The sequence below is a fragment of the Streptomyces sp. CB02009 genome (assembly GCF_001905825.1).
Taxonomy (GTDB): domain Bacteria; phylum Actinomycetota; class Actinomycetes; order Streptomycetales; family Streptomycetaceae; genus Streptomyces.
Window position 1 is genome coordinate 194,911 of the sequence record NZ_LIVV01000004.1, and the last position, 23,092, is coordinate 218,002.

Consider the following 23,092-nt stretch of genomic DNA (forward strand, 5'->3'; position numbering starts at 1 on the left):
CCGACAGCGCTCAGAGCGGAAGGTCGTCGGGCAGCATCCGGAACGCCTTGTGCCGCCCGAGAGGGCGGACGGCACGGAAGTCGCGACGGTCGAGCGTGAGGATCGCGTCCGTGTCGTACTCGGCGGCCAGAGCGACGTTGACGGCATCGGCCAGGTCGAGGTCGAGCGCCGCATAGCGCAGCCGGACCATCTGGGCAGCGCCCAGATGGTCCTCGGTGATCTCCGGCATGGAGACGCGCCCCCGGCGCATCCAGTGCCGGATGTCGTCCACCGCGCTCAGCGCGGCTTCGCGGCCGATTTCACGCGTGGCCACATGGTCGAGCTCGGCCAGCAGCAGCGGGGACATCACGAGCAGCCCCGCCGCCTGGATCGCCTCGGTGGCGGCCGCGTTCTCGGGGTGGGTGGAATCGAGAGCGGCCAGCAGCCCGGAGGTGTCGGCCACGACGATGATCACGCAGCCGTCCCCGATTCGGTGTCCGCCTCGCGCCGGGCCGCGTCGGCCACGACATCGCGGACCTCGGCCTTGGCCAAGGTCCGGCCGCGCCCCTCGAACGTGCGCGAGAACAGAGGCTCGTCCCAGACCCGGTTGGCCATGGCCGCGAGGTGGATCCCCTGCCGGATGATCTCGGCCTCGCTTATGCCGCGACGCTTGGCGGCCTCCTTGATGATCGCCAGGTCCTCGGGGTCGGCGTACACGTTCGTGCGCTTCATGGACATGTACCAACCTTAACCCATGTACCAGAGTGATGTACGTGACCTCAGGACACGCCGTTGAACTGCTCGGTCACGGCGCTCCTCAGCAGCAGCGGGTGGACGAAGCGGTCCGGCGACGACGGCGGGAAGCGCCAGGACAGCGGCCAGGTCCTGCCCGTCAGCGCCGGCACCGGCACGTAGCTCACGTGGGCGGGTCCGGAGTTGAACCGGGTCACCCCGCGCGGCCACGCCTTCCGCGCCGTCGACCCCGGCGGCACCAGGAAGTAGACCCCGCGCCGCCCGTTCGCCTCGATCACGACCGGCCCCGGGTCGCCCCCGGTGAGGGCCTCCATCCGGTCGGCGAGCAGCCGCCCCTCGTCCCCGTCCACCCGAACGGCGTCGAATTGCACCCCCGCCTTACGGAGTTGGAATCCGGAAGCAGGAATCCAATCCACGTTTACGTCCCGATTCTCTTCATTCACGAGGACATGCTCCCGCGCCGACGCTAGCGTTTTCCACGACTGCGGCGGGCGCGTCGACAACCCCTTGACCTGCATCAACGCGCCTTGCGGGCAGTCGAATTCGGCGGGGAGCAGTTGAGACCGGTTGAGATCGGTTGAGTCCGAATGGGGAGCGGGAATGGCGCGAGCGGAGAACAAGGAATCGGTCGGCCCTGCGGCCAGGATGGCAGCGGCGGTGGCCAGGAAAACGCGACTGAAGAAGGGACTGACACAGGAACAGCTGGGCTCGCAGATGGGCTTCACGGGTGCGGCGATCAGTGCGATGGAACGGCTCATCCACCCGGTGAGCGACGAGATGCTCGTCCAGCTCGAACGCGTCCTGGGCGGCGGCACGGGCATCTTCGAGGAGATGCGGGAGCTCGTACGGCTGGAGAAGCTGCCGGAGCAGTTCCGCGGGTACGCGCCGATCGAGCAGAAGGCGGTGGCGCTGTGGCTGTACGCGAACCACGTCGTCCACGGGCTGTTCCAGACGGAGGCGTACGCGCGGGCGCTGATCGCGGGTGGCTACCCGGAGCCGACGCCGGAGCGCGTCGAGGAACTGGTGGTCGGCCGGATGGCACGGAAGGAGCTGTTCGACCGGAAGCAGGTGTGCGAGATCGAGCTGGTCCTCGACGAGTCGGTACTGCGGAGGCCGATCGGCGACGAGGAGGTCATGCGGGAGCAGTTGGCGCACTTGGCGGAGTGCACGCGGAGGAGGAACGTGAACCTTCAGGTGCTGCCGCTGGATGCGGGACTGGAGGGTGAGTACGTGGCCGACCGCGGGAACCTGACAGTCATCGAAACCACGGTCCACGACCACGTCACCTACCTGGAGATCCAGGGCGAGAGCCTGCTGATCACCGACCGGACGAAGGTCAGTACGCACCGGCAGCGGTATGCGAAGATCCGGGCACAGGCCCTGGATCCGCGCAGGTCGCTGGGTCTCATCGAGGAGTTGGCGGGAGTACAGAGATGAGCGACACCACCCTGCACTGGTTCAAGTCCAGCTACAGCGACAGCGGTGGCGGCGAGTGCGTCGAGGTCGCCACCTCCCCCCACGCCGTCCACCTCCGCGACTCCAAGCAGAGCGACGGGCCCACGTTCGCCGTGGAGCCCGTCGCCTGGAGCGTGTTCGTCGCGTGGCAGTAGCCGACTAGCAGGACAGGTTCGACCCCGCGGGGACGCCCAGGATCTGCGTGAACTGCTGGTACTTGGTGACCCGGCTCTGGACCTGGGCCGGGTTGCGGCCGTTGCACTCCAGGCTGCCGTTGATCGCCCAGATCGTCTGGCCGAAGCCGGCGCCGTTGACCATGGCGTTGTGCGCGGTCATCGTGCCGGGGCCGCTCTGGGTGTTCCAGTACCAGAGGCCGGTCATCATGGCGACGGCCGGGTCCTGCTCGACGCGCCAGGGGTTGTTCAGCAGGTCGATGCCGAGGGCGTCACCGGCGGCCTTGTAGTTGAAGTTCCAGGAGAGCTGGATCGGGCCGCGACCGTAGTAGGCGGCCTGGCCGGCCGGGCAGCCGTAGGACTGGCTGGTGTCGCAGTAGTGCGGGTAGTTCGCCGTGTTCTGCTCGACGATGTGGACGAGGCCGCCCGTCTCGTGGGAGACGTTCGCGAGGAAGGCCGCGGCCTCCTGCTTCTTCACCGTGTCGCTGCCGGTGTTGGCGAAGCCGGGGTACGACTTGAGGGCGGCGGTGAGGCCCGCGTACGTGTAGAAGGAGTTCCGGTTCGGGAACATCTGGTTGAACTGGGCCTCGGAGACCACGAATCCGGAGGTCGGCGGCGTGGTCGGCGGGGTGGTGGGCGGCGTGGTGGGTCCGCCGCCGCAGACGCCCTGATCGGCCCAGACGCCCCACTCGCCGGTCGTGCCGGGGGTCTCGTTCTGGGTCCACCACTTGGCGGACCAGTTGTGGCCGTTGTGCGAGGCCGTCATCCCGCCCGTGTAGACGGCGGAGGAGTTCCACGCGGCGGCGCAGGCGGCGGCCGCGCCGGCGGAGGCGGTGGGGAGGAGGAGGACGGCGAGGCCGACGGCCGTACAGAGCGCGGCCAGCGAGGTGACCAACTTACGCAGCATGCGTAACTTCCTTCCGGGTGGGGCCGGGTGGAGCCGGATGGGAAGCACAGCGAAGCGCGATTGGTCTGGACCTGTCAAGGTCTAGACCAGAAATCGTGACGGTCGGGATTCCGCTTACGCGGAGCGCAAAAGGCGGCCCCGGGCTCGGAGTTCCGAGCCCGGGGCCGCCGTCATACGGTCACCACGCAGGTGGGACGGGTACGACTAGAACAGGTTGTACTTCTGGAAGCCGCTGCCGGCCTTGACCGGCGCCTTGAACGGAGCCGAGGCGTTGCCCGTACCCAGGTACTTGAACAGGTCGCCGTTCGCCTTGCGGGCGAGCAGGTCGGCCTTGCCGTCGAGGTTGATGTCACCCGTCGACAGCACCCGGTCGTAGGTGTTCCAGCCGGAGCCGACCTTGGTGCGGCCGGTGAAGGGGGCCTTGTAGTTGCCCGTGCCCTTGTAGAGCCACAGGACACCCGTCTTGTCGCGGGCGACGACGTCGGGCTTGCCGTCACCGGTCAGGTCGCCCTGGCCGGCGATCTGGGTGTACGCGTTCCAGCCGCCACCGACCCGCACGCGGGGGGTGAGGGTGCCGTTCGGGTACGAGAGGTAGCTCCACAGCACACCGGTCTTGTCGACACCGAGCAGGTCGGCCTGCTTGGCACCGCCGACGTTGCCCGGCGAGAGGACCGTGGTGTAGATGTTCCAGCCGCGGCCGACGACGCTTCCGTCGATGTCGCCGCTGTCGGGCGAGTAGAAGTCCAGCCGCCCGTTCTTGTAGACGGTCCACTCGGCTTCGCCGTGGCCGTCGTTGTCGTTGTCCGCGACGATGATGTCGGCGACGTCGGCGACCTTGTCCAGCGGACCGATGGTGTCGATGTCGTTGCCGATGGGGAACCAGACCTGCAGTTCCTGGGTCGTCTTGTTGGCCCCGTACATCTCGAAGGTGGGCTGCACCGGCAGCTCCGTGCCGGCGGCGGAGGCCGTACCGGCCACCGTCGCGGTCGCGACCGCGACGGCCGTGGCGACGAGCGCGCCCTTGAGCGCACGACGACGTCGAAGGATGGTCATCAGGATTCCCCCCTGGGACTCTACGGCGGCGCGCCGCGCGCGCCGCTGATCTTGAAATCTTGCCACAGCTGTTCGAAATTTGGCGAAATCTTGAAGAGCCTGTGGGCAGGGCGTGAAGGTGCTCAAGGAGCCTGCGCCTAGAGCAGGTTGTAGATCTGGAAGCCGTGGCCGATCTTGACCGGCTTCTGGAACACGGCCGGGGCGCTCCCCGCGCCCGAGTACCGGAACAGGTCGCCGTTCGGCTTGCGCGCGATCAGGTCCGTGCGGCCGTCGGCGTCGAGGTCGCCGACCGACAGCAGCCGGTCGTAGACGTTCCAGCCGGAGCCGATCTTCGTACGGCCCGCGAAGGGGGCCTTGTAGTCGCCGGTGCCCCGGTAGAGCCACAGCACACCGGCCTTGTCGCGGGCGACGATGTCCGGCCTGCCGTCACCGGAGAGATCGCCCTGGCCCGCGACCTGGTCGTACTGGCCCCAGCCGCCGCCGACCCGGGTGCGCGCGGTGAGCGAGCCGTCCGGGTAGGCGAGGTACGACCACAGGACGCCGGTCTTGTCGACGCCGAGGAGGTCGGCCTCCGCGGCACCGCCGATGCTGCCCGGCGAGAGGACCGTGCGGTACGTGTTCCAGCCCTTGCCGACCTGCTTGGAGTGCCGCTGCATGTCCTCCGGGGACAGCCAGGTGTGCCAGAGGCTCCCGTCCTTGTGGAGGAACCAGGTGTCGTCCGCCCACCCGTCCTTGTCGTCGTCGACGTCGATCACGTCGGCGAGGTGGTCGTAGGAGATCTCGAGGTGGTGGCGGGGGCCGAAGCCGCCTTGCCGGTCGGGGAAGTAGAGGTAACCCTCGGTCGTCTGCTTGTGGACACCCATCATCGAGAAGGTGGGCGTCTGCACCGGGGCGTCCGCGGCGCCGGACGCCCCGGCGCGACGGTCGTCCCCGGCCCGGCGCTCGGCCGGGTTCCCGGCCTGGCGCTCCGCCACGGCGCCGGCACGCGCCCGGTCGGCGGCGGCCGGGTCGCCGGAGGCGAAGGCGGTGCCCGCGGTGGCGGCGAGGGCGATCGTGGCGGCGGTGGCGGCGAGGGCGCCGCGCAGGGCGCGCCGACGACGGACGTCGGTCATGAAGGTTCCCCCCTGGGATCCACTGGGCTGAGCTACGGGCTCGACGGCGGGCGCATGGTCTGTGGCGCCGCCGGAGGCCAGAAGCGTCTCACGAGGGTGCGACAAGGCCCGGACCAGGGGGCCCGGGTGCGACGAGGCCCGGACCAGGGGTCCGGGCCTCGTCCCCGTGCAACCGGGGGGTGACGCGCGAGGGAAGGGCCGTCCCTCAGATCAGGAGCACGATCCGCCCCGGCCGGTGACCGGCCTCCGCGCGGCGGTGGGCCTCGGCGACCTCCTCCAGCGGCATGACGTCGGCCACCCGGGTGATCAGCTCGCGGTCCGCCACCTTCTGCAGCGCGTCCTTCAGCCGGTCGGCGTCCGGGCGGGCGCGGACGGCCTCGACGCGGATGTTCCGCTCGGCGGGCGGAACCCGGTCGGGAGCGATCGCGACGAAGACGCCGTCGTCCTTCAGGAGCGGGAGGAGCTCCGCCCCGACGAGCGCCCCGTCGAAGATGCCGTCCACCGGCTCCGGGACCACCTCGGCCACCCGGGCGCGCACCTCCTCGGGGGTGCCGCGCGGGACGGCGTGGTCCGCTCCGAGGATCCTCAGTTCGCTCTCGTCGCCCTCGTGGGCGACGGCCACGACCCGCAGCCCGGCCGCATGGGCGTACTGGACCGCGAAGCGGCCCACCACGGCGCTCCCGCCGGTCACGAGCAGCGTCGACCCCACCGGCAGCCCGAGCCGGTCAAGGCCCTGCTGGGCGGTGTCGGAGGCCAGCGGGACGGACGCGGCCACGGTGAACTCCACGTCGTCCGGGATCACGGCCAGCCACTGCGGGTCGACCCAGATGACCTCGGCGTACGTGCCCTCGCCGGTCAGCAGCTCGTACCAGGGGATGTGGCCGGCCACCCGGGCCCCGGGCTCCATGCCGGGCGCCGGGTCCAGCAGCTTTCCCGCGAAGTCCGTGCCCAGCACGAACGGGGGCTTGAGATCGCCGACCGCGTCGGCGTACCGGCCGGCCCGGATCCGGATGTCCGCCTGGTTCACACCGGCGGCCTTGAGCCGCACCCGGACCATGCCCGGGACCGCTCCGGCCTCCGGCTCCGGCCGGCGGGCCATTCTGAGGACCTCGGGTCCGCCGTAGGCGGTCACTTCGACGACACGCATGGGGTTCTCCTCAGACTGAAGGCCCCCTCGTGGCCATTACACCCACGCTCCACAGCCCCGGCAACCTCTGTTGACCCGCCCGCGCAACGCCCGCCCGACGGAAGGACGAACTCCAGGCGGCGGGACGCGACGTACCCACCGGCACCGCACACACGTCCGTACCGTCGCGCGGGTGGACTGGCTTACCGCTGAGAACATCATCGCCGTGGTCACCGCACTGGCCGGTGTCCTCGTCTCGATCGCCGCCATCTGGGTCCAGTGGTGGGTCCCGCGCCGGCGCCGGATCGGCTACCGCGTCCAGCTCGACACCTCCATCGGCGCCGGCGCCGCCGCCAGCAGCGCCCTGACCGGCCCCGGCGCGACCGTGCGGCGCGGGTTCTTCGACACGACCCAGGAGCTGACCGACGCCACCATCGTCCTGCTCCGGATCGAGAACGACGGCGGCCTCGCCATCGGCGGCGACGACTACACGGACGGCGGCGGCACCGGGCTCACCGTGCGGTTCTCCCACCCGGACGGCACCGGCCCCGGCCGCCATCTGAAGGCCATCGTCGTGACCGCCCCCGGCCACCCCGGGCTCCTGACCCACTTCGACGCCGCCTGGCAGCCGACCATGGGCGCCGGCTCCATCCGGCTGCCCAAGGTGCCGCTCAACCGGGGCGCCCACTACAAGCTGCTCGTCCTGCTCACCGGTGGTCCCACGGGCGGCCCCGTCACCGTCGAGGGCACCCTCGACGACGGCGTCGTCCACGTCAACCACAGCACGACCCCCGACGACAAGGCACCCCTCTTCAGCCGGGTCGCACGGACCGTCACCCTCACCCTCACGCTCTGCATGATCGCCCTCGCCGTGATCATCGTCCGGGAGCGGACCCCGCCGCCGATCGGCTGCGCCGAAGGCAGTCTCACCGTCACCGGGTCGACCGCCTTCGCACCCGTCGTACGGGATCTCGCGAAGCAGTACGAGAAGGACTGCGAGGGCGCGACCGTGAGCGTGGAGGCGCACGGGTCGACCTCCGGGATACGGCGGCTGGCCGACGAGGGCGCGAAGAAGGCCAAGGGCTCCCCCTCGGTCGTCGCCCTGTCCGACGGGCGCAAGCCGGGCGGCTTCCCCGAACTGCGGGAGAGCATGGTCGCCGTCTCCCTCTACACCCTCGTCCTCAACGACGACGTGCCCGTGGACGACCTGACCCTGGACCAGATCCGGCGGATCTACCGGGGCGAGATCAGGAACTGGGGCGAGCTGGTGCCCGGCACCGACCTGCCGGTCCTGCTGGTCAGCCGGGACGCCAACTCCGGTACCAGGGAGGTGTTCCAGCGCCGGGTCCTCGGGCGCAACGAGCCCGCCAACTCCTCCCTGGACTGCCGGACCAGCAACGACCCCGAGTCGCGGGTCGTCCGCTGCGAACTCGACTCCACGGAACAGGTCCTGTCCACGGTGGCCAGACTGCCCGGCGCGATCGGCTACACCGAGGTGCGCGAGGGCACCGGCCTGAAGGGCCTGCACCGGGTGGCCATCGACGGCCGCCGACCGGTCCTGGCAGAACTGGGCGAGTCGAGCTACCCGTACCGGGAGATCGAGTACGCCTACACCTGGCGCGAGCCGGGGGCCGGTTCGCCGGCCGCCAGCTTCCTCGCCTATCTGCGCTGGGGCAGCGGCCAGGACATCATCCACGCCCACGGGCACCTGCCCTGCTCGACGCCGAAGGGGCTGAGGATCTGCGGGGAGGAGTGACCCGCGCGGCGGAGACGGGCACCCCTCGGTCCGGCACGCGAACGGTGGGGACTGCCGACCCACGGTCTGGCATGCTCTGACGACGTGGATCCTTTGAACGCGGAAGACCCGGTCAGCATCGGCCCGTTCCGCCTGCTCGGCCGCCTCGGGGTCGGAGGCATGGGCCGGGTGTTCCTCGCGCGTTCGGCCGGCGGGCGGACCGTCGCGGTGAAGGTCGTGCACGCCGAACTGGCCGCCCAGGAGGAGTTCCGGCGCCGGTTCGCCCGCGAGGTCGCCTCCCTGGAACGGGTCGGCGGCACGGGCACCGCACCCGTCCTCGGCTCGGACACCGCGGCCGACGCGCCCTGGGTGGCGATCGGCTACGTACCGGGGCCCTCGCTGCGGGCCGTGGTCGGCGACGAGTTCGGGCCGCTGCCGCCCGCGACCGTGAAGGCCCTGGCCTCCGGCCTCGCCCGCGCCCTCGTGCACATCCACGCCGCCGGGCTCGTGCACCGCGACCTCAAGCCCTCCAACGTCCTGCTCACCGTCGACGGGCCGCAGATCATCGACTTCGGCATCGCACGGGCCGTCGACACCGTCGCCGAAGGCGGCAACCTGACCACCACCGGCGCGGTCGTCGGCTCCCCCGGCTTCATGTCGCCCGAGCAGGTGCGGGGCGACCGGCTCACCCCCGCGTCGGACGTCTTCTGCCTCGGCTCGGTCCTCGCGTACGCGGCGACCGGGCGCTCCCCCTTCGGGACGGCGGACAGCGGCGTGCACGCGACCATGTTCCGGATCGCCCACGACGAGCCCGACCTGACGGATCTGGCGCCCGAGCTGACCGGGGTGATCCGCGCCTGCCTCGCCAAGGACCCGGCCGCGCGGCCCTCCGCCGCCGAGATCGCGGAGACGCTGCCGATCCCCGACCCCTGGCTCCCGGCGGACGTCCTGGCCCGGCTCGGCCGGCACGCGGCGCGGCTCCTGGAGGCGGAGACGGAGAGCCCGACGGGAACGGGGAGCGGGGACGCCCGTCCCGGCGGCGGCGCCCGTGGCGGAGCCGGTGGCGTCGTCCGCGCCGACGGTGACCCGGCGACGCCCGCTCCCCTCCCGTCCACCGCCGCCACGGCTCCCCAGCCCCGGGCCGGGCGCCCGCGCCGGACGGCCCTGGTCGCCGGACTCGCGGCCCTCGCCGTGGCGGCGGCGGCCACCCTCACATACGTCTTCCGGCCCGACCCGAACACCGGCATGGACGACCAGAAGAACCGGGCCCCGAGCGGCACCGGCAACGTCGCTGCCCGGCCCGCCGGCATCGTCCCGGCGGCGTTCCTCGGCGCCTGGGAGGGCGTCGTCCAGGGCTCCCAGGACCACCCGCGGGAGACCGCCCGGTTCGAGATCAGCCAGGGGGCGGCGGGCTCGAAGAACGCCGTCTACGTCCAGGTCGCGGAGAACCGCCTGTGCATGGGCCGCTCCCGGCTCGTCTCCGCCGACGAGGACAAGGTCGTCCTCGGCGAGTCCGACGTGACGACCAGCGTGCCCGCCCAGCGCTGCGTCCCCGCCGCCCACCAGACCCTGACACTGCGCTCCCCCGACGTCCTGGAGTGGACCTCGGGCACGGCCAGGGCCACCTTCCGCAAGGCCCCCACCGGCACCGAGGTCGTCCCCGCCCGCTTCCTCGGCCGCTGGACGCGCATCCCCGCCCCGGAGATCTACGGCGAGAACGACGACCGCTACACCTCGCAGGTGACGATCACCCAGGGCCCGGTCGGGTCCCCCGTGCTCAGCGTCCTCGACGGCTTTCCGCGCACCGTCGACGGCGTGCTCCTGGACGAGGACTGGTCCTGCGGCACCACGGCCGTCCTCGCCGGCGTCGGCAACCTGCTGATCGTCGGCCCCGCCACCCGGGACACCAACGCCTGGGACCGCGAATGCCAGGAGGGGCTCTCCCGCTACCTCCTCGTCGACAAGCTGAACGGCAAGGACCGGCTCCTCGTCTACCCGATGCTCGACGGCGAACCGAACGAGTACTACCGCTCCTAGGCGCCCGGCCGCCCGGTCCGCTCCGGCCGCCCTGCCCCCGCCTGCCCCGGCCGCCCGGTCCGCTCCGACGGCCCCGCCGCCGCCTCGGCGTACGCGCGGACCAGGGGGCGGGTGTCGTCCGCGCGGTGCGCGAGGACGAGGTGGCTGGGGCCGACGCCGTCGACGGGCCGGGTGACGACGCCGTCGCGGGCCAGGAGCGGGGCGTTGCCGGCCGCGACCAGGCAGATGCCGAGGCCGCCGACGAGAGCCTCGTACGTCTCGTCGGCGCTGGCGATCTCCGCGCCGATGACCGGCGGACGGCCGCCCCGTGAGTCCAGCGCCAGCCAGTGGTCCCGCAGTTCGGGTCCGGTGGCCGGCAGGGCGAGGAACGGTTCGTCGAGGAGGTCCGCGAAGTCGACGCGCTCGCGGGCGGCCAGCGGATGGCTCTCCGGGAGGGCGACGAGCCGGGGCTCGGCGGCCACGACGACCCAGCGGAAGCGCTCCGCCGCGGGCAGCGGCAGCCAGACGAACGCCACGTCGCTCGCGCCGTCGGCGAGTCCGGCCGTCGGGTCCTCCCACCCCACCTGGCGCAGCCTGAGCACGGCCTCCGGGTGGGCCTCGGTGAACCGGGAGCGGATCGCGGGCAGCAGCCCGCCGCGCCCGGGGCTGGTGGACATGCCGACGACGAGCGTGGACCGCTCGGCCGCGCGGGCCCGCCGCACGGCCCCGTCCGCCTCCGCCCAGGCGGCGAGCACGGCGCGGGCGTGCGGCAGCAGGGCCGTACCGACGGGGGTCAGGCGGACGCCGTGCCGGTCGCGGTCGAAGAGGGGGGCGCCGAGCTGCCGCTCCAGGGCCCGGATCTGCTTGCTGAGCGCGGGCTGGGAGACGTACAGCCGCTCGGCGGCACGGGTGAAGTGCAGTTCCTCGGCGACGGCGACGAAGTACCTCAGGTCCCGCCCGTGCACGTCCATGGTCATCACCATGGGCTATCACAGCAGGTCTTGGACCGGCAACGGCCCGGTGGCACAGGCTGGTCGGGACGGGAACGGGCACGAGGAAGAGGGATCCCCATGAACAAGGTCTGGCTGATCACGGGCGCCAACAGCGGATTCGGCCGCGCCTTCGCCGAGGCGGCGATCGCGGCCGGCGACGTCGTGGTCGCCGCGGCCCGCCGCACCGAGACCCTGGAGGACCTGGTCGCGGCCCACCCCGACCAGGTCGACCCGGTCGCCCTCGACGTCACCGACACGGCGGCCGTCGACCGGGTCGTCGCCGAGGTCGCCGGGCGCCACGGCCGCATCGACGTCCTCGTCAACAACGCGGGCCGCACGCACGTCGGTTCGGTCGAGGAGACCTCCGACGCCGAGCTGCGCTCCCTCTTCGACGTGCACGTCTTCGGCCCCGCGGCGCTGGCCCGCGCCGTCCTGCCCCACATGCGGGCCCGCCGCTCGGGCGCGATCGTGCAGCTCAGCAGTGTCGGCGGACAGATGTCGATGGCCGGCTTCGGTGCGTACAGCGCGACGAAGTTCGCCCTGGAGGGCCTCTCGGAGGCGCTCGCGGCGGAGGTACGGCCGCTGGGCATCGACGTCCTGATCGTCGAACCGGGCGCCTTCCGCACGAGCCTCTTCGGCAATCACAGCCTGAGCGGCGACGGCATCGCGGACTACACGGAGACGGTGGGCGCGACCCGCGCGTTCGTGGAGACGGGCGGGGGCCTGCAGGAGGGCGACCCGGCGAAGGCCGCGGCGGCGGTGCTGGCCGCGCTGGACGCGGACGAGACGCCGCTGCGGCTGGCCCTGGGGGACGACTCGATCGACACGATCCTGGGGCACCTGGACCAGGTCCGGGACGACCTCAGGACCTGGGAGAAGGTCGGCCGGGACACGAAGCTGACCGGCTGAGGGGCGTCGGGGCGTCGGGCTGTCGGGGCTCCGGGCCGTCGGGCCGTCGGGCCGTCGGGGCGTCGGGGCGTCGGGACGCCGGGGAAGAGCTCGGGGGCAGGCGTTCCGCGCACGGAACGCCTGCCCCCGACCCGTCCGCCTACAGGAACGAGTTGATCTCGATGGTCTCGGTGCGGCCGGGGCCGACGCCGATCGCGGAGATCGGTGCGCCCGACATCTCCTCCAGCGCCTTCACGTACGCCTGCGCGTTCTTCGGCAGGTCCGCGAAGGTCTTCGCCTTGGTGATGTCCTCGGACCAGCCCGGCAGCATCTCGTAGATCGGCTTCGCGTGGTGGAAGTCGGTCTGCGAGTACGGCAGCTCCTCGACGCGCTTGCCGTCGATCTCGTACGCGACGCAGACCGGGATCTGCTCCCAGCCCGTCAGCACGTCGAGCTTGGTGAGGAAGAAGTCCGTCAGGCCGTTGACCCGGGTCGCGTAGCGCGCGATGACCGCGTCGAACCAGCCGCAGCGGCGGTCACGGCCGGTGGTGACACCGCGCTCGCCGCCGATGCGGCGCAGCGCCTCGCCGTCCGCGTCGAAGAGCTCCGTCGGGAACGGGCCGGCGCCGACACGGGTCGTGTACGCCTTGAGGATGCCGATGACCCGGCTGATCTTCGTCGGGCCCACGCCGGCGCCGGTGCAGGCGCCGCCCGCGGTCGGGTTCGAGGAGGTGACGAAGGGGTACGTGCCGTGGTCGACGTCGAGCAGCGTGCCCTGGCCGCCCTCGAACAGGACGACCTTGTCCTCGTCGAGCGCGTTGTTCAGGATCAGCGTGGTGTCCGCGACGAACGGCTTGATCTGCTCCGCGTACTGGAGCATCTCCTCGACGATCTGCTCCGCGTCGATGGCCCGGCGGTTGTAGAGCTTGGCGAGCAGCTGGTTCTTGCCCTCCAGCGCCGCCTCGACCTTCTGGGTGAGGATCGACTCGTCGTACAGGTCCTGGACCCGGATGCCGACGCGGTTGATCTTGTCGGCGTAGGTCGGACCGATGCCGCGACCCGTGGTGCCGATCTTGCGCTTGCCGAGGAACCGTTCCGTCACCTTGTCGAGGGTGACGTTGTACGGGGTGATCAGGTGGGCGTTGCCGCTGATCAGGAGCTTCGACGTGTCGACGCCGCGCTCGTTCAGCCCACTCAGCTCGGAGAGCAGGACCGCCGGGTCGACGACGACACCGTTTCCGATCACCGGGGTACACCCCGGCGAGAGGATTCCGGAAGGGAGAAGATGCAGCGCGTACTTCTGGTCGCCGACGACGACGGTGTGGCCGGCGTTGTTGCCGCCCTGGTAGCGCACTACATAATCAACGGATCCACCGAGGAGGTCGGTGGCCTTTCCCTTGCCCTCGTCACCCCACTGAGCACCGAGCAGCACAAGTGCGGGCACAGGCGTACACCCCTTCCGGGTGGGGCATGTCCAAGGTCAGGGGGCGTACGCCGCCTCACCGGTGTGCCCCGGAATAGACGAAGCCCCTGGCGCAATAGCGCAAGGGGCTCTTGCACAAAGATGCTACCCGAGGAAGGACCGAGGTGTCGGATCACGACCAGCTGCTGGTCATCGTCGACCCGGTCGCCCGCCGAAGTGACGGCGAGTCCGTACGGATCGCGAAGGATGTCCTGTCCGCAGGCGCGACAGCGAAGATCTGCCTGCCGGACAGTCCGGAGGAATTCAACCGCGCCCTGGCCAGGCGCGGCTCCCGCCGCCCCGTGGTGCTCGGCGACGACCGCGCGCTGCTCCGCACGGTGGCCCTCCTCCACCGGGAACGGGAGCTCGCCGCCGGCGCCGTCTCCCTCGTCCCGATCGGCGCCCCGGGCGCCCTGGAACTCGCCCACGCACTCGGCGTGCCGCGCTCCACCCCGGCGGCCGCCCGCGCCGTCCTCGACGGGACCGTGCGCCGCCTCGACCTGCTGGTCGACGACAGCGACGGCGTCGTCCTGGGCGACCTCGAGGTGCCGGCCTCACCGGCCCTCGCCCCGGCGTCGGCGACCGTCTGGGGCACCTGCCGCTCCCTCGTCCGCACCCTGGTCCGCCCGGCCCCGACGGCCCTCGCGGTCCGCGCCCACCGGCTGCGGGTGGAGGCGGACGGGGTGCTGCTCACCGATGTCGACACCCCGCTGGAGAGCCTGACGGTCCGCTCGGTCGCCGGTGCCGCCGAGGTGGTCGTCCACCCCGCGGCCGCCCCGCCCCGGCACACGACCGCCCGCGTCCTGACCGTCTCGGGCCCGGACTTCCGGTACCGCGCGGACGGCCGCGTCTCGGGCCCGGTCCGCCGCCGGACCTGGACGGTCCTGGGGGAGGCGTGGGGGCTGACGCTGCCGCGGGGCTGACGCTGCCCCGGGGCTGACGCTGCCGAGGGTGCCGCCCTCTAGAGTGCCCGGATGGGTCGGGTGCCGTCCGGCGCCCCTGGGGGAGGGGGCTCTTCATGGCGCACGCGGCGGATCTTCCGGAGACGGTCCGGGCGCTGGACCGGTACCGGCGAAGAGCGGTCGAGCTGACGGTCTCGGGCATCGTGGTGATCGCCCTGGCCGTGGGGGTCGGGGCGATGTTCCCGGGGAACCGGACGGGCGACGTGGCTGCCCCGCTCGGCGGGCTCGGAGCGGTGGCCCTGATCGGCGGGCTCGGAGCGTGGCGGATCGAGCGGCGGATGCGGTACGTCCTGCGTGCCGGGTCCTGGTCGGCCCATGCCGCGGTCGCGGTGGAGCGGACCTGGTCGTCGGCGACCGTGGTCCTGAGCGCTCCGCGGCACGAGGAGGTCTGGCCGCTGACCGTGGTGGCGCTCCGGCACCGGTACGACGCCGTGCGGCCCGGCCCGCACGGCGTGCTCTGGTGGTGCGGCGATCCCCACGCGGGCGGGGTGCTGACCCCGCCCGGCGGCGGCGAGCTGATCTGGGCGAAGCCGGTGCGGGGAAGCGGCAGCCGGCTGAGGGTCGTCCGACGGGCGGAGGAGGCCGGTCTTCGGGGGCGCCCTGAGCCCTTGCAGCCCCGGCCGTCGGGCGAGCCCCGGCCGTCCGGCGAGCCCCGGCCGTCCGGACGGTCGCAGGGGGCCGGTCAGCCGCAGGGGGCCGGTCAGCCGCGGCCGACCCTGCGGCGGCGGGGGCGGCGGGGGCTGTGGCGCTGGGTCGCGGTCCTGGCAGCCGTCGCCCTCGGCCTCGGCATCTACGGCACGGAGGCCTCGGACAGCGACCCGCAGGTCGACCTCATCGTCCTGGACAAGCAGAGGAACGGCAGCTGCACGGTCGCCTGGCATGACCCCTTCGACGGCACCCGGCGGACCGGCCCGTACCGCTGCACCCAGGATCTGGACCCGTCCCTCGATGGCTGGGACACCGGGTTCGTCGTCTCGTACGGCCCCTGGAAGGGCGACCTGTACAACGCCGAATGGGAGGGCACCCCGGCGGGCACGGTGAACGAGGTCCTCGGCCTCGGCGGTGTCCTGGGGCTGCTCGTGGGCCTCGTCGGTGGCGGGGTCGCCTGGTGGCGGCGCCGGCCCGCGGCCCCGATCCCCCACGCGCACGCCGGCACCTCGGACTCGGCCGGCACCTCAGACTCCGCCGGCACCTCGGCCGTGAGCCTCTCCAAGTCGCCCCCGGCAAAGCCCGCGGCCTCCGCGCTGAGGTACGCACGGCTCGCCGCCATGGCCGAGCGGGACCCCCTCGTGCAGACCCGAACCGCTCGCCCGGAGCCGGACATACGCCGGGTGCCGTGGTGGCGGGTGCGGGCGCTGCGCCGGGCGTCCGGGCTGCCGGAGGTGCTGCTCGGCGCGGGCGCCTGCGCGGGCATGGCCGCGGTGATCCTGGCCGGACCCGACGGTTTCGCCGAGATCCAGTCGAGTGTGATGGGGGTGCTGGTGCTCGGCGGCACGCTCGCCTCCGGCTACCGCTTCCTGACCGGCGGGCGCCCCGCGGCCGTGGTGCTCGCCCGGGCCGCGCGGGCGCCCGTGCCCGTCCCCCGGCGGTACGTCCTGCTGCACGACCCGTACGGCGGCGCCCCGGTCCTGGCCGTCTTCCCGGTGGGGGACGGCGCGGACGACGTGCCCGAGGCCCTGCTCGTCCTCGCCTCCCCGGGGACGGGCAGGCACCCGTGGATCGGGCTCCCCTCCGCACCCACCGGCCAGGTGGAGCTGCGGGGCTGGCTGGACCGCGCGGCGAACGGGGCGCCGGTCGTGGTGGCCCGGATCGAGGACCGGGCGCTGTGGCCGCAGGAGCCGTACCTGGAGGCGGGCACGCCGGAGTTCGCCGATCTCGCCGACCGCCTCGCGGCGGCGGCGGGCCCGGAGCCCGTCCCTCAGGACCCGGCGCGCGACTCCTTGTAGGCCGCCCAGCGGTCCATGATCGCGAGCATCTCCCGCTGGAGGAACGCGAAGAACTCGGCCGTCTCGGCCGTCCGCGCGCCCGCCGCCGTCTCCGGGCCGAGCAGTTCGGAGCCCTCGCGGAGGACCTTCTCCCAGCGGACGAGGATCTGGTCGCGGCGGGTGAAGGTCTCGTACCAGAGCTCGTTGTGCAGGACGTACCGCTCGCGCCGGGTGCCGGGGTCGCGCTCGCGGCTGACCATGCCGACCTGGCTGAGGTAGCGGATCGCGCCGGAGACCGCCGCCGGGCTGATCTTCAGCTGCTCGGCGAGCTCGGCGGAGGTCATCGAGGCGCCCTCGGAGGCGAGGAGCGCCGCGAAGACGCGGGCGGCCATGCGCTGCATGCCGGCTTCCGTGAGTTCGGCGGCGAAGCGCTCCACGAAGCGGGACACGCCCTCCTCGTTGCCGTCCCTGCTCGCCTCGGTGGTCGTCATGCCGGTCATCGTCTCCCTCGTCCGCTCCGCCACCCCGACTTTATACGGTTCCTTAACTTCACAACTTTGTGAAATGAGCGTACGTTCTGAATCATGACGAAGGCAATCAGCATCGCCGGACTGCACAAGTCCTTCGGGCGGACCCACGCGCTCGACGGCCTCGACCTCGCCGTCGAGACCGGCGAGGGCCACGGCTTCCTCGGCCCCAACGGCGCCGGCAAGTCCACCACCATCCGGGTCCTCCTCGGCCTGCTCCGCGCCGACTCCGGCGGCGTCGCGCTGCTCGGCGGGGACCCCTGGCGGGACGCCGTCGCCCTGCACCGCCGGATCGCGTACGTCCCCGGCGACGTGACCCTGTGGCGCAACCTCTCCGGCGGCGAGGTCATCGACCTGTACGGAAGGCTCCGCGGGGGCCTGGACCGGGCGAAGCGCGCCGAGCTGATCGAGCGCTTCGAGCTCGACCCCACCAAGAAGGGCCGCACCTACTCCAAGGGCAACCGGCAGAAGGTCGCCCTGGTCGCGGCCTTCGCCTCCGACGTCGACCTGTACGTCCTCGACGAGCCGACCAGCGGCCTCGACCCGCTGATGGAGGAGGTCTTCCAGAGCTGCGTCCAGGAGGCCCGCGACCGCGGCCGGACCGTGCTCCTCTCCAGCCACATCCTCAGCGAGGTCGAGACCCTCTGCGACCGGGTCAGCATCGTCCGCAGGGGCCGGACCGTGGAGTCCGGTTCGCTCACCGAGCTGCGGCACCTGACCCGTACCAGCGTCACCGCCGAACTCGCCGCCGCGCCGAACGGCCTCGCCCACCTCCCCGGCGTCCACGACCTCGACGTCCAGGGCCTGCGGGTGAGGCTCCAGGTCGACACCGACAAGCTCGACGCCGTCCTGCGCTCCCTGACCGCCTCGGGCGTACGGAGCCTGACCAGCACCCCGCCCACCCTGGAGGAGCTGTTCCTCCGGCACTACGAGGACGAGCACCCCGCGAGCGGGGTGACCGCGCGATGAGCACCCCCGCCCGCACCCGCACCGGCACCACGGCCGGCCCCGTCACCGGCACCCCGGCCGGCCCCCTCACCGGCACCGGCGCCCTCACCCGGCTCGCCCTGCGCCGCGACCGGCTGACGATCCCGCTCTGGGCGCTCGTCACCGGCGGCCTCGTCGCCAGCGGCGCCGGCTCGCTCGAAGGCGTCTACGGCACGGCCGCCGCACGCGCCGAGGCCGCCGCCGCCATGACCGCCAACAGCTCGATGCGCGCGCTCTACGGACCGGTCTTCGACGACTCCCTCGGCGGGCTCGTCGCCTGGCGGTTCGGCACCTTCGCCGCCGTCCTCGCCGCCGTCGCGAGCCTGATCGTGGTCGTCCGGCACACCCGCGAGGAGGAGGAGACGGGCCGCCAGGAGATGCTCTCCGCCGGCGCGGTCGGCCGCCGGGCCCCGCTCACCGCCGCCCTCCTCGCCGCGCTCGTCGTCAACACCGCCGTCGCGCTGATCGTCACGGCGGGACTCGCCGGACAGGGCGCGGCCGGGGCGCTCGCCCTCGGCCTCGCCCTCGGCGGCACCGGCATGGTCTTCGCGGCCACGGCCGCGCTCGCCGCCCAGCTGACGGAGAGCGCCCGGCTCGCGAAGGGCCTGACGGGAGCCGCCGTCGGCCTCGCGTTCGTCCTGCGGGCGGCCGGCGACTCCGGCCGCTCCCCCGTGCTGACCTGGCTGTCGCCGATCGGCTGGGCGGAGAACGTCCGCGCCTTCGCCGGCGAACGCTGGTGGGTGCTCCTCCTGATCGCCGCGGCGGCCCTGGCCCAGACGGCGGCGGCGTACGCGCTGGCCGGCCGTCGCGACATCGGCGCGAGCTTCCTCGCGACCCGGCCGGGCCCCGCGGAGGGCGGTCTCGCGACGGCGGGCGCGCTCGCCTGGCGGCTCCAGCGGGGCACGCTGCTCGGCTGGTCGCTGGGGTTCCTGCTGGGCGGGCTCGTCTTCGGCGGGATGGTCGAGGGCGCGGCCGACATCGTCGGCGACAACGCGCAGGCCCGGCAGATCATCGAGCGGATGGGCGGCCGGAGCGCCCTCACCGACGCCTTCCTCGCCACGATGGTGTCCCTCTTCGGGATGGTCGCGGCCCTGTTCGCGGTCGGCTCGGTGCTGCGTCCGCACGGCGAGGAGACCTCGGGCCGCGCCGAACCGCTCCTCGCGAACGCCCTCGGCCGGATCCGCTGGGCGGCCGGCCACCTGCTGATCGCCTTCGGCGGCTCGGCCCTGATCCTGGCCCTCAGCGGCATCGGCCTCGCCCTCTCGTACGGCCGGGACGCGGGCCCGGTCCTGGGCGCGTCGCTCGCCCAGCTGCCGGCGGTGTGGACGCTGGCCGGGCTCGCGGTCCTCCTCTGGGGCGCGGCCCCGAGGGCGGCGACCGCCGCGTGGGGCGCGGCCGGCCTGTGCCTGGCCCTCGGCTGGATCGGCCCGGCGCTCGACCTGCCGCAGGCGGCCCTGAACCTCTCCCCGTTCGGCCACCTGCCGAAGCTCCCGGGCCCGGACACGGCCTGGACCCCGGTCCTGGCCCTGACCGCCTTGGCGGCGGCCCTGGTGGCGGCGGGGCTGGCGGGGCTGCGGCGGCGGGACGTGATCGGCTGAGGCGGACACGGACCGAGAGCACTGCTGCCGTGCCGGAGCGGTGCTCTCGGCCATGCCGGAGCGGTGCTCTCGGCCATGCCGGAGCGGTGCTCTCGGCCGTGCCGGAGCGGTGCTCGGCGCGGGTGCGGGCTCACACCTCCACGAGCAGTTCCTCGACGCCCCGGATCACGTACCCCGGCTTCCGCACGGGCTCCGCCGCGAGCCGCAGGTCCGGCGCCTGGCGGAGCAGCTCGCCGAAGACCGCGGTCAGTTCGAGGCGGGCGAGCGGGGCGCCGAGGCAGTAGTGGATGCCCGCCCCGAAGGTGACGTGCGGGTTGTCGGCCCGGGTGAGGTCGAGTGCGTCGGCCGTCGGGCCGAAGCGGGCCGGGTCGCGGTTGGCGGAGCCGAAGAGGAGGGCGACCTCGGAGCCGCGCGGGATGACCTGGCCGCCGATCTCGATGTCGTCGAGGACCCAGCGCTCGAACATCTGGAGCGGGGTGTCGTAGCGCAGAATTTCTTCCACAGCTGTGGACAACTTCCCGGGGTCCGGACGGACGCCGTGCTTCAGGAGGGTCCACCAGCCGGTGACCGTGGTGTTCACGGTGGCCTCGTGGCCCGCGTTCAGGAGCAGGACGCAGGTGGAGACCATCTCCTGCTCCGTCAGCTCCTCCACCCCGATCAGCGCCGAGATCAGATCGTCCCCCGGGCTCTTCCGCCGCCGCGCGATCAGCTCGCGCAGATAGTCCGAGAACTCGACGGAGGCCTCGACCGCCCGCCGGGCCGTCTCCTCCGAGGGGTTCAGCTCGAACATCCCGCAGATCGCCGCCGACCAGGGCCGCAGCCGCCCCCGCTCCTCGTCGTCCTCGGGAACGCCCAGCATCCGGGCGATCACCGCGACCGGCAGCGGCTCGGCGACCGCCGCCTGGAGGTCGCCGCCGCCCGCCGCCACCAGATCCCCCACCAGATCCGCGGCGAGCCGCCGTACCGTCGGCGCCAGGTTCTCGACGGTCCTCGGCGTGAACGCCTTCGACACCAGCCGCCGGATGCGGGCGTGGTCGGCCGCCTCCAGATCGAGCAGTCCGTGGTCGTTGAGCGTGTGGAACGGCTCGTACGCCGCGTCCGGAGCCTCCCGCCCGAACTCCTCGTGGCTGAAGCGGTGGGTGTACGTCCGGCCGAGCCGCCGGTCCCTGAGGAGCGCGGACACGTCCTCGTGGTGCGGGATCAGCCACTGGCGGGTCGGGCCGTGCCAGTGGGCGCGGCCCGCCGCCCGCAGCGCGGCGTAGGCGGGGTAAGGATCGGCGACGAACTCCGGGGAGAAGGGGTCGTAAACAGCCTCGGCAGCGTCCATGCCCGGACGCTACCCGCGCGCCCGGGCCATGATCCGCCGGACGGGCCCGCGCCCGGCCCATGATCCGCCGCACAGGCCCCGCGCGCCCCGGCCATGATCGGCAGGACAGGCTCTAGCCGCCGACGCGCACCAGGCCCGCCTCGTACGCGAACACCGCCGCCTGCGTCCGGTCCCGCAGCCCCAGCTTCACCAGGATGCGGCTCACATGGGTCTTGATGGTCGACTCGGCGACGACGAGGTGCTCGGCGATCTCGGAGTTCGACAGGCCCTGCGCGATCAGCACCAGGACCTCCGTCTCGCGCTCCGTCAGCTCCCCGATCTGCGCCATCGCCGGCGGGCGCGGAGAGCTCCCCGGCGCCTTCGCGAACTCGGTGATCAGCCGCCTGGTGACGGTCGGCGCGAGCAGCGCCTCGCCGGCCGCGACGACCCGCACCCCGTCGGCGAGCTGCCGGGCGGAGGCGTCCTTGAGGAGGAAGCCGGAGGCGCCGGCGCGCAGCGCCTGGTAGACGTACTCGTCGAGGTCGAAGGTGGTCAGGACGAGGACCTTCGCGTCCGCGTCGGCGGCGACGATCTCCCGGGTGGCGTCGATGCCGTTCAGCTCGGGCATCCGGATGTCCATGAGGACCACGTCGGGGTGGAGGGCGGCGACCTGGGAGACGGCCTCCCGGCCGTTGACGGCCTCGCCGACGACCTCGATGTCCGGCATCGCGCCGAGCAGCACCGAGAAGCCCTCGCGGACCATCATCTGGTCGTCGACGATCAGCACGCGGATCACTGGTCACTCTCCTCACGGCTCACGGGGACGAAGGCCGTCACCTCGTACCCACCGTCCTCGGTGGCCTCGGCCGTCATCTCCCCTCCGAGCATCGTCACACGCTCCCGCATGCCGGTGATGCCGTGGCCCGCGCCCGGCGAGGGCTTCACGAGGCCGCGGGCCGGACCGTTCGCGATGCGCAGGCCCAGACCGCCGAGGACATAGCTGACCTCGACCTTCGCGGCGGCGCCCGGCGCGTGCCGCAGCACGTTCGACAGGGCCTCCTGGACGATGCGGTACGCGGAGAGCTCGACGCCCTGCGGCAGCTCGCGCACGGCGCCGGTCACGGTCTTGTCGACGACGAGCCCGGCGTCCTGGACGTTGCGGACCAGCGAGTCGAGGTCGGCGAGGGTCGGCTGCGGGGCGTCGGGGGCCTCGTAGTCCTCGGCGCGGACGACACCGAGGATGCGGCGCAGCTCGGTGAGCGCGGCGACCGCGTTCTCGCGGATGGTGAGGAAGGCCTGCTCCAGCTCCGGCGGCGGGTTCTCGACCCGGTACGGGGCGGCCTCGGCCTGGATGGCGACGACCGACATGTGGTGGGCGACGACGTCGTGGAGCTCGCGGGCGATGGTGGTGCGCTCCTCCAGGAGGGTCCGCTTCGAGCGCTCCTGGGCGGTGACGGTCTGCTGGGCGGTGACCTCGCGGTCGGCCTGGCGGCGGACCTGGAGGACGGTCACGGCGAGGAGGACCAGGGCGGCGACGAAGAGCAGCGGGACGCTGTCGGAGCTGCGGCCCATCCCGAGGAACATCTCCGTGAAGAGGGAGAAGCCGGCCGTCACGAGCCACATCCACACCGAGGTGCGGGGCCGGGAGCGGGCCGCGACCACGCCGAGGACCACGAGGTGGGAGAAGAACGTGATGTGCGACCAGGGCCACCCGGCGACGTAGCCGCTGAGGTAGCCGATGACGGGCGCGGTGGCGAGCGAGGCCCAGAAGGCGAGGACCGGCCGCACCAGGGTGAGCAGCACGACCGCGGGCGGCGTGCAGACGACCATGAGCGTCAGCGGGGCGAAGCGGGTGTCGAACTCCTCGTAGCCCAGCGCGAAGGCGATCAGGGCGAAGAACGCGACGACGGCGTGCGGGAACAGCCCGAGGTGCGGCCGTATCGCCTTCGGCAGGAAGCGCGCCACCTTGGGGTTCACCTCGGCGGGCTGGAGCGGCCGGTAGGCCGACGCGTCGCGGAAGAGGTCCTGCCGCAGTCCGCCGAGGACGACCTGGACCAGGTGGAACTCGGGGGCGCGGCTCGTCTCGGGGGTCTGTGTCTGGGTCACGTCGACCACGGTACGGGCGGCGGGGAACCC

The 23,092-nt window shown here is 72.8% G+C and carries 22 protein-coding genes; 9 read left to right on the forward strand and 13 right to left on the reverse strand.

Annotation, left to right across the window (positions count from 1 at the left end):
• Window positions 1–10: 10 nt before the first annotated feature.
• Genes AMK27_RS17155 through AMK27_RS17165 form a run of 3 tightly spaced genes read right to left on the reverse strand, consistent with a single transcriptional unit; the run spans window position 11 to window position 1,175 of the window.
• The gene (locus AMK27_RS17155; protein WP_073908152.1) at window positions 11–454 is read right to left on the reverse strand and encodes a PIN domain-containing protein; all 444 of its coding nucleotides are present in this window, start codon (window positions 452–454) and stop codon (window positions 11–13) included.
• Complete coding sequence (locus AMK27_RS17160; RefSeq protein WP_073908155.1) at window positions 451–717, reverse strand: ribbon-helix-helix domain-containing protein; 267 nt, start codon at window positions 715–717, stop codon at window positions 451–453. The genes AMK27_RS17155 and AMK27_RS17160 overlap by 4 nt, the downstream gene beginning before the upstream one ends.
• Window positions 718–758: 41 nt before the next feature.
• Window positions 759–1,175, reverse strand: coding sequence for a hypothetical protein (locus AMK27_RS17165; RefSeq protein WP_073909438.1), 417 nt, complete (start codon window positions 1,173–1,175; stop codon window positions 759–761).
• Between the two features lie 157 nt (window positions 1,176–1,332).
• Between AMK27_RS17165 and AMK27_RS17170 the strand changes: the two genes are divergently transcribed.
• Window positions 1,333–2,169 carry a helix-turn-helix domain-containing protein gene (locus AMK27_RS17170; RefSeq protein WP_073908158.1) on the forward strand — a complete coding sequence of 279 codons (837 nt, stop codon included), beginning with the start codon at window positions 1,333–1,335 and terminating at the stop codon, window positions 2,167–2,169.
• Window positions 2,166–2,342 (forward strand): DUF397 domain-containing protein, encoded by a 177-nt coding sequence (locus tag AMK27_RS17175; protein WP_073908161.1) that lies wholly within the window; start codon window positions 2,166–2,168, stop codon window positions 2,340–2,342. Before AMK27_RS17170 ends, AMK27_RS17175 begins: the two co-directional genes overlap by 4 nt.
• A 4-nt stretch (window positions 2,343–2,346) precedes the next feature.
• Here the strand turns inward: AMK27_RS17175 and AMK27_RS17180 are convergent, their stop codons facing one another.
• The 4 genes from AMK27_RS17180 to AMK27_RS17195 form a co-directional block, all read right to left on the reverse strand.
• Window positions 2,347–3,267 (reverse strand): glycoside hydrolase family 19 protein, encoded by a 921-nt coding sequence (locus AMK27_RS17180; protein ID WP_073908164.1) that lies wholly within the window; start codon window positions 3,265–3,267, stop codon window positions 2,347–2,349.
• Window positions 3,268–3,471: 204 nt separating this feature from the next.
• Window positions 3,472–4,320 carry an FG-GAP repeat domain-containing protein gene (locus AMK27_RS17185; RefSeq protein WP_073908167.1) on the reverse strand — a complete coding sequence of 283 codons (849 nt, stop codon included), beginning with the start codon at window positions 4,318–4,320 and terminating at the stop codon, window positions 3,472–3,474.
• 137 nt (window positions 4,321–4,457) lie between these two features.
• Window positions 4,458–5,432: an FG-GAP repeat domain-containing protein gene (locus tag AMK27_RS17190; RefSeq protein ID WP_073908170.1), complete on the reverse strand. Its 975-nt coding sequence runs from the start codon at window positions 5,430–5,432 to the stop codon at window positions 4,458–4,460.
• Window positions 5,433–5,637: 205 nt separating this feature from the next.
• Window positions 5,638–6,579: an NADP-dependent oxidoreductase gene (locus AMK27_RS17195; protein WP_073908173.1), complete on the reverse strand. Its 942-nt coding sequence runs from the start codon at window positions 6,577–6,579 to the stop codon at window positions 5,638–5,640.
• A gap of 172 nt (window positions 6,580–6,751) precedes the next feature.
• Here AMK27_RS17195 and AMK27_RS17200 point away from each other — a divergent pair, with 172 nt between their 5' ends.
• Window positions 6,752–8,314, forward strand: coding sequence for a substrate-binding domain-containing protein (locus tag AMK27_RS17200; protein WP_073908176.1), 1,563 nt, complete (start codon window positions 6,752–6,754; stop codon window positions 8,312–8,314).
• An 84-nt stretch (window positions 8,315–8,398) separates the two neighbouring features.
• Window positions 8,399–10,330 (forward strand): serine/threonine-protein kinase, encoded by a 1,932-nt coding sequence (locus AMK27_RS17205; RefSeq protein WP_073908179.1) that lies wholly within the window; start codon window positions 8,399–8,401, stop codon window positions 10,328–10,330.
• Here AMK27_RS17205 and AMK27_RS17210 read toward each other — a convergent pair.
• A complete protein-coding gene (locus AMK27_RS17210; protein WP_073909441.1) occupies window positions 10,327–11,286 on the reverse strand; it encodes a LysR family transcriptional regulator in 960 nt (319 codons plus the stop codon). The genes AMK27_RS17205 and AMK27_RS17210 overlap by 4 nt on opposite strands.
• 93 nt (window positions 11,287–11,379) lie before the next feature.
• Between AMK27_RS17210 and AMK27_RS17215 the strand changes: the two genes are divergently transcribed.
• The gene (locus AMK27_RS17215) at window positions 11,380–12,210 is read left to right on the forward strand and encodes an oxidoreductase (protein WP_073908182.1); all 831 of its coding nucleotides are present in this window, start codon (window positions 11,380–11,382) and stop codon (window positions 12,208–12,210) included.
• Window positions 12,211–12,349: 139 nt separating this feature from the next.
• On the opposite strand, the gene AMK27_RS17220 is transcribed toward AMK27_RS17215, so the two are convergent.
• Window positions 12,350–13,633 (reverse strand): adenylosuccinate synthase, encoded by a 1,284-nt coding sequence (locus AMK27_RS17220; RefSeq protein ID WP_055600217.1) that lies wholly within the window; start codon window positions 13,631–13,633, stop codon window positions 12,350–12,352.
• 143 nt (window positions 13,634–13,776) lie between these two features.
• Between AMK27_RS17220 and AMK27_RS17225 the strand changes: the two genes are divergently transcribed.
• Window positions 13,777–14,574, forward strand: a complete 798-nt coding sequence (locus AMK27_RS17225; RefSeq protein WP_073908185.1) for a diacylglycerol kinase — start codon at window positions 13,777–13,779, stop codon at window positions 14,572–14,574.
• Window positions 14,575–14,669: 95 nt separating this feature from the next.
• Complete coding sequence (locus tag AMK27_RS17230; protein ID WP_073908188.1) at window positions 14,670–16,559, forward strand: hypothetical protein; 1,890 nt, start codon at window positions 14,670–14,672, stop codon at window positions 16,557–16,559.
• On the opposite strand, the gene AMK27_RS17235 is transcribed toward AMK27_RS17230, so the two are convergent.
• On the reverse strand, window positions 16,532–17,038 hold the full coding sequence (locus tag AMK27_RS17235) for a GbsR/MarR family transcriptional regulator (protein ID WP_073909444.1): 507 nt from the start codon (window positions 17,036–17,038) through the stop codon (window positions 16,532–16,534). The genes AMK27_RS17230 and AMK27_RS17235 overlap by 28 nt on opposite strands.
• Window positions 17,039–17,122: 84 nt before the next feature.
• On the opposite strand from AMK27_RS17235, the gene AMK27_RS17240 reads away from it, so the two are divergent.
• Both AMK27_RS17240 and AMK27_RS17245 read left to right on the forward strand, forming a co-directional pair.
• Complete coding sequence (locus AMK27_RS17240) at window positions 17,123–18,034, forward strand: ABC transporter ATP-binding protein (protein ID WP_073908191.1); 912 nt, start codon at window positions 17,123–17,125, stop codon at window positions 18,032–18,034.
• Window positions 18,031–19,650 carry an ABC transporter permease gene (locus tag AMK27_RS17245; RefSeq protein WP_073908194.1) on the forward strand — a complete coding sequence of 540 codons (1,620 nt, stop codon included), beginning with the start codon at window positions 18,031–18,033 and terminating at the stop codon, window positions 19,648–19,650. Before AMK27_RS17240 ends, AMK27_RS17245 begins: the two co-directional genes overlap by 4 nt.
• Window positions 19,651–19,780: 130 nt before the next feature.
• Here AMK27_RS17245 and AMK27_RS17250 read toward each other — a convergent pair whose 3' ends face one another.
• The 3 genes from AMK27_RS17250 to AMK27_RS17260 form a co-directional block, all read right to left on the reverse strand.
• Window positions 19,781–20,977: a cytochrome P450 gene (locus tag AMK27_RS17250; protein ID WP_073908197.1), complete on the reverse strand. Its 1,197-nt coding sequence runs from the start codon at window positions 20,975–20,977 to the stop codon at window positions 19,781–19,783.
• A 112-nt stretch (window positions 20,978–21,089) separates the two neighbouring features.
• Complete coding sequence (locus tag AMK27_RS17255) at window positions 21,090–21,752, reverse strand: response regulator (RefSeq protein WP_073908200.1); 663 nt, start codon at window positions 21,750–21,752, stop codon at window positions 21,090–21,092.
• Window positions 21,749–23,071, reverse strand: coding sequence for a sensor histidine kinase (locus AMK27_RS17260; protein WP_079188486.1), 1,323 nt, complete (start codon window positions 23,069–23,071; stop codon window positions 21,749–21,751). Before AMK27_RS17260 ends, AMK27_RS17255 begins: the two co-directional genes overlap by 4 nt.
• Window positions 23,072–23,092: the final 21 nt, after the last annotated feature.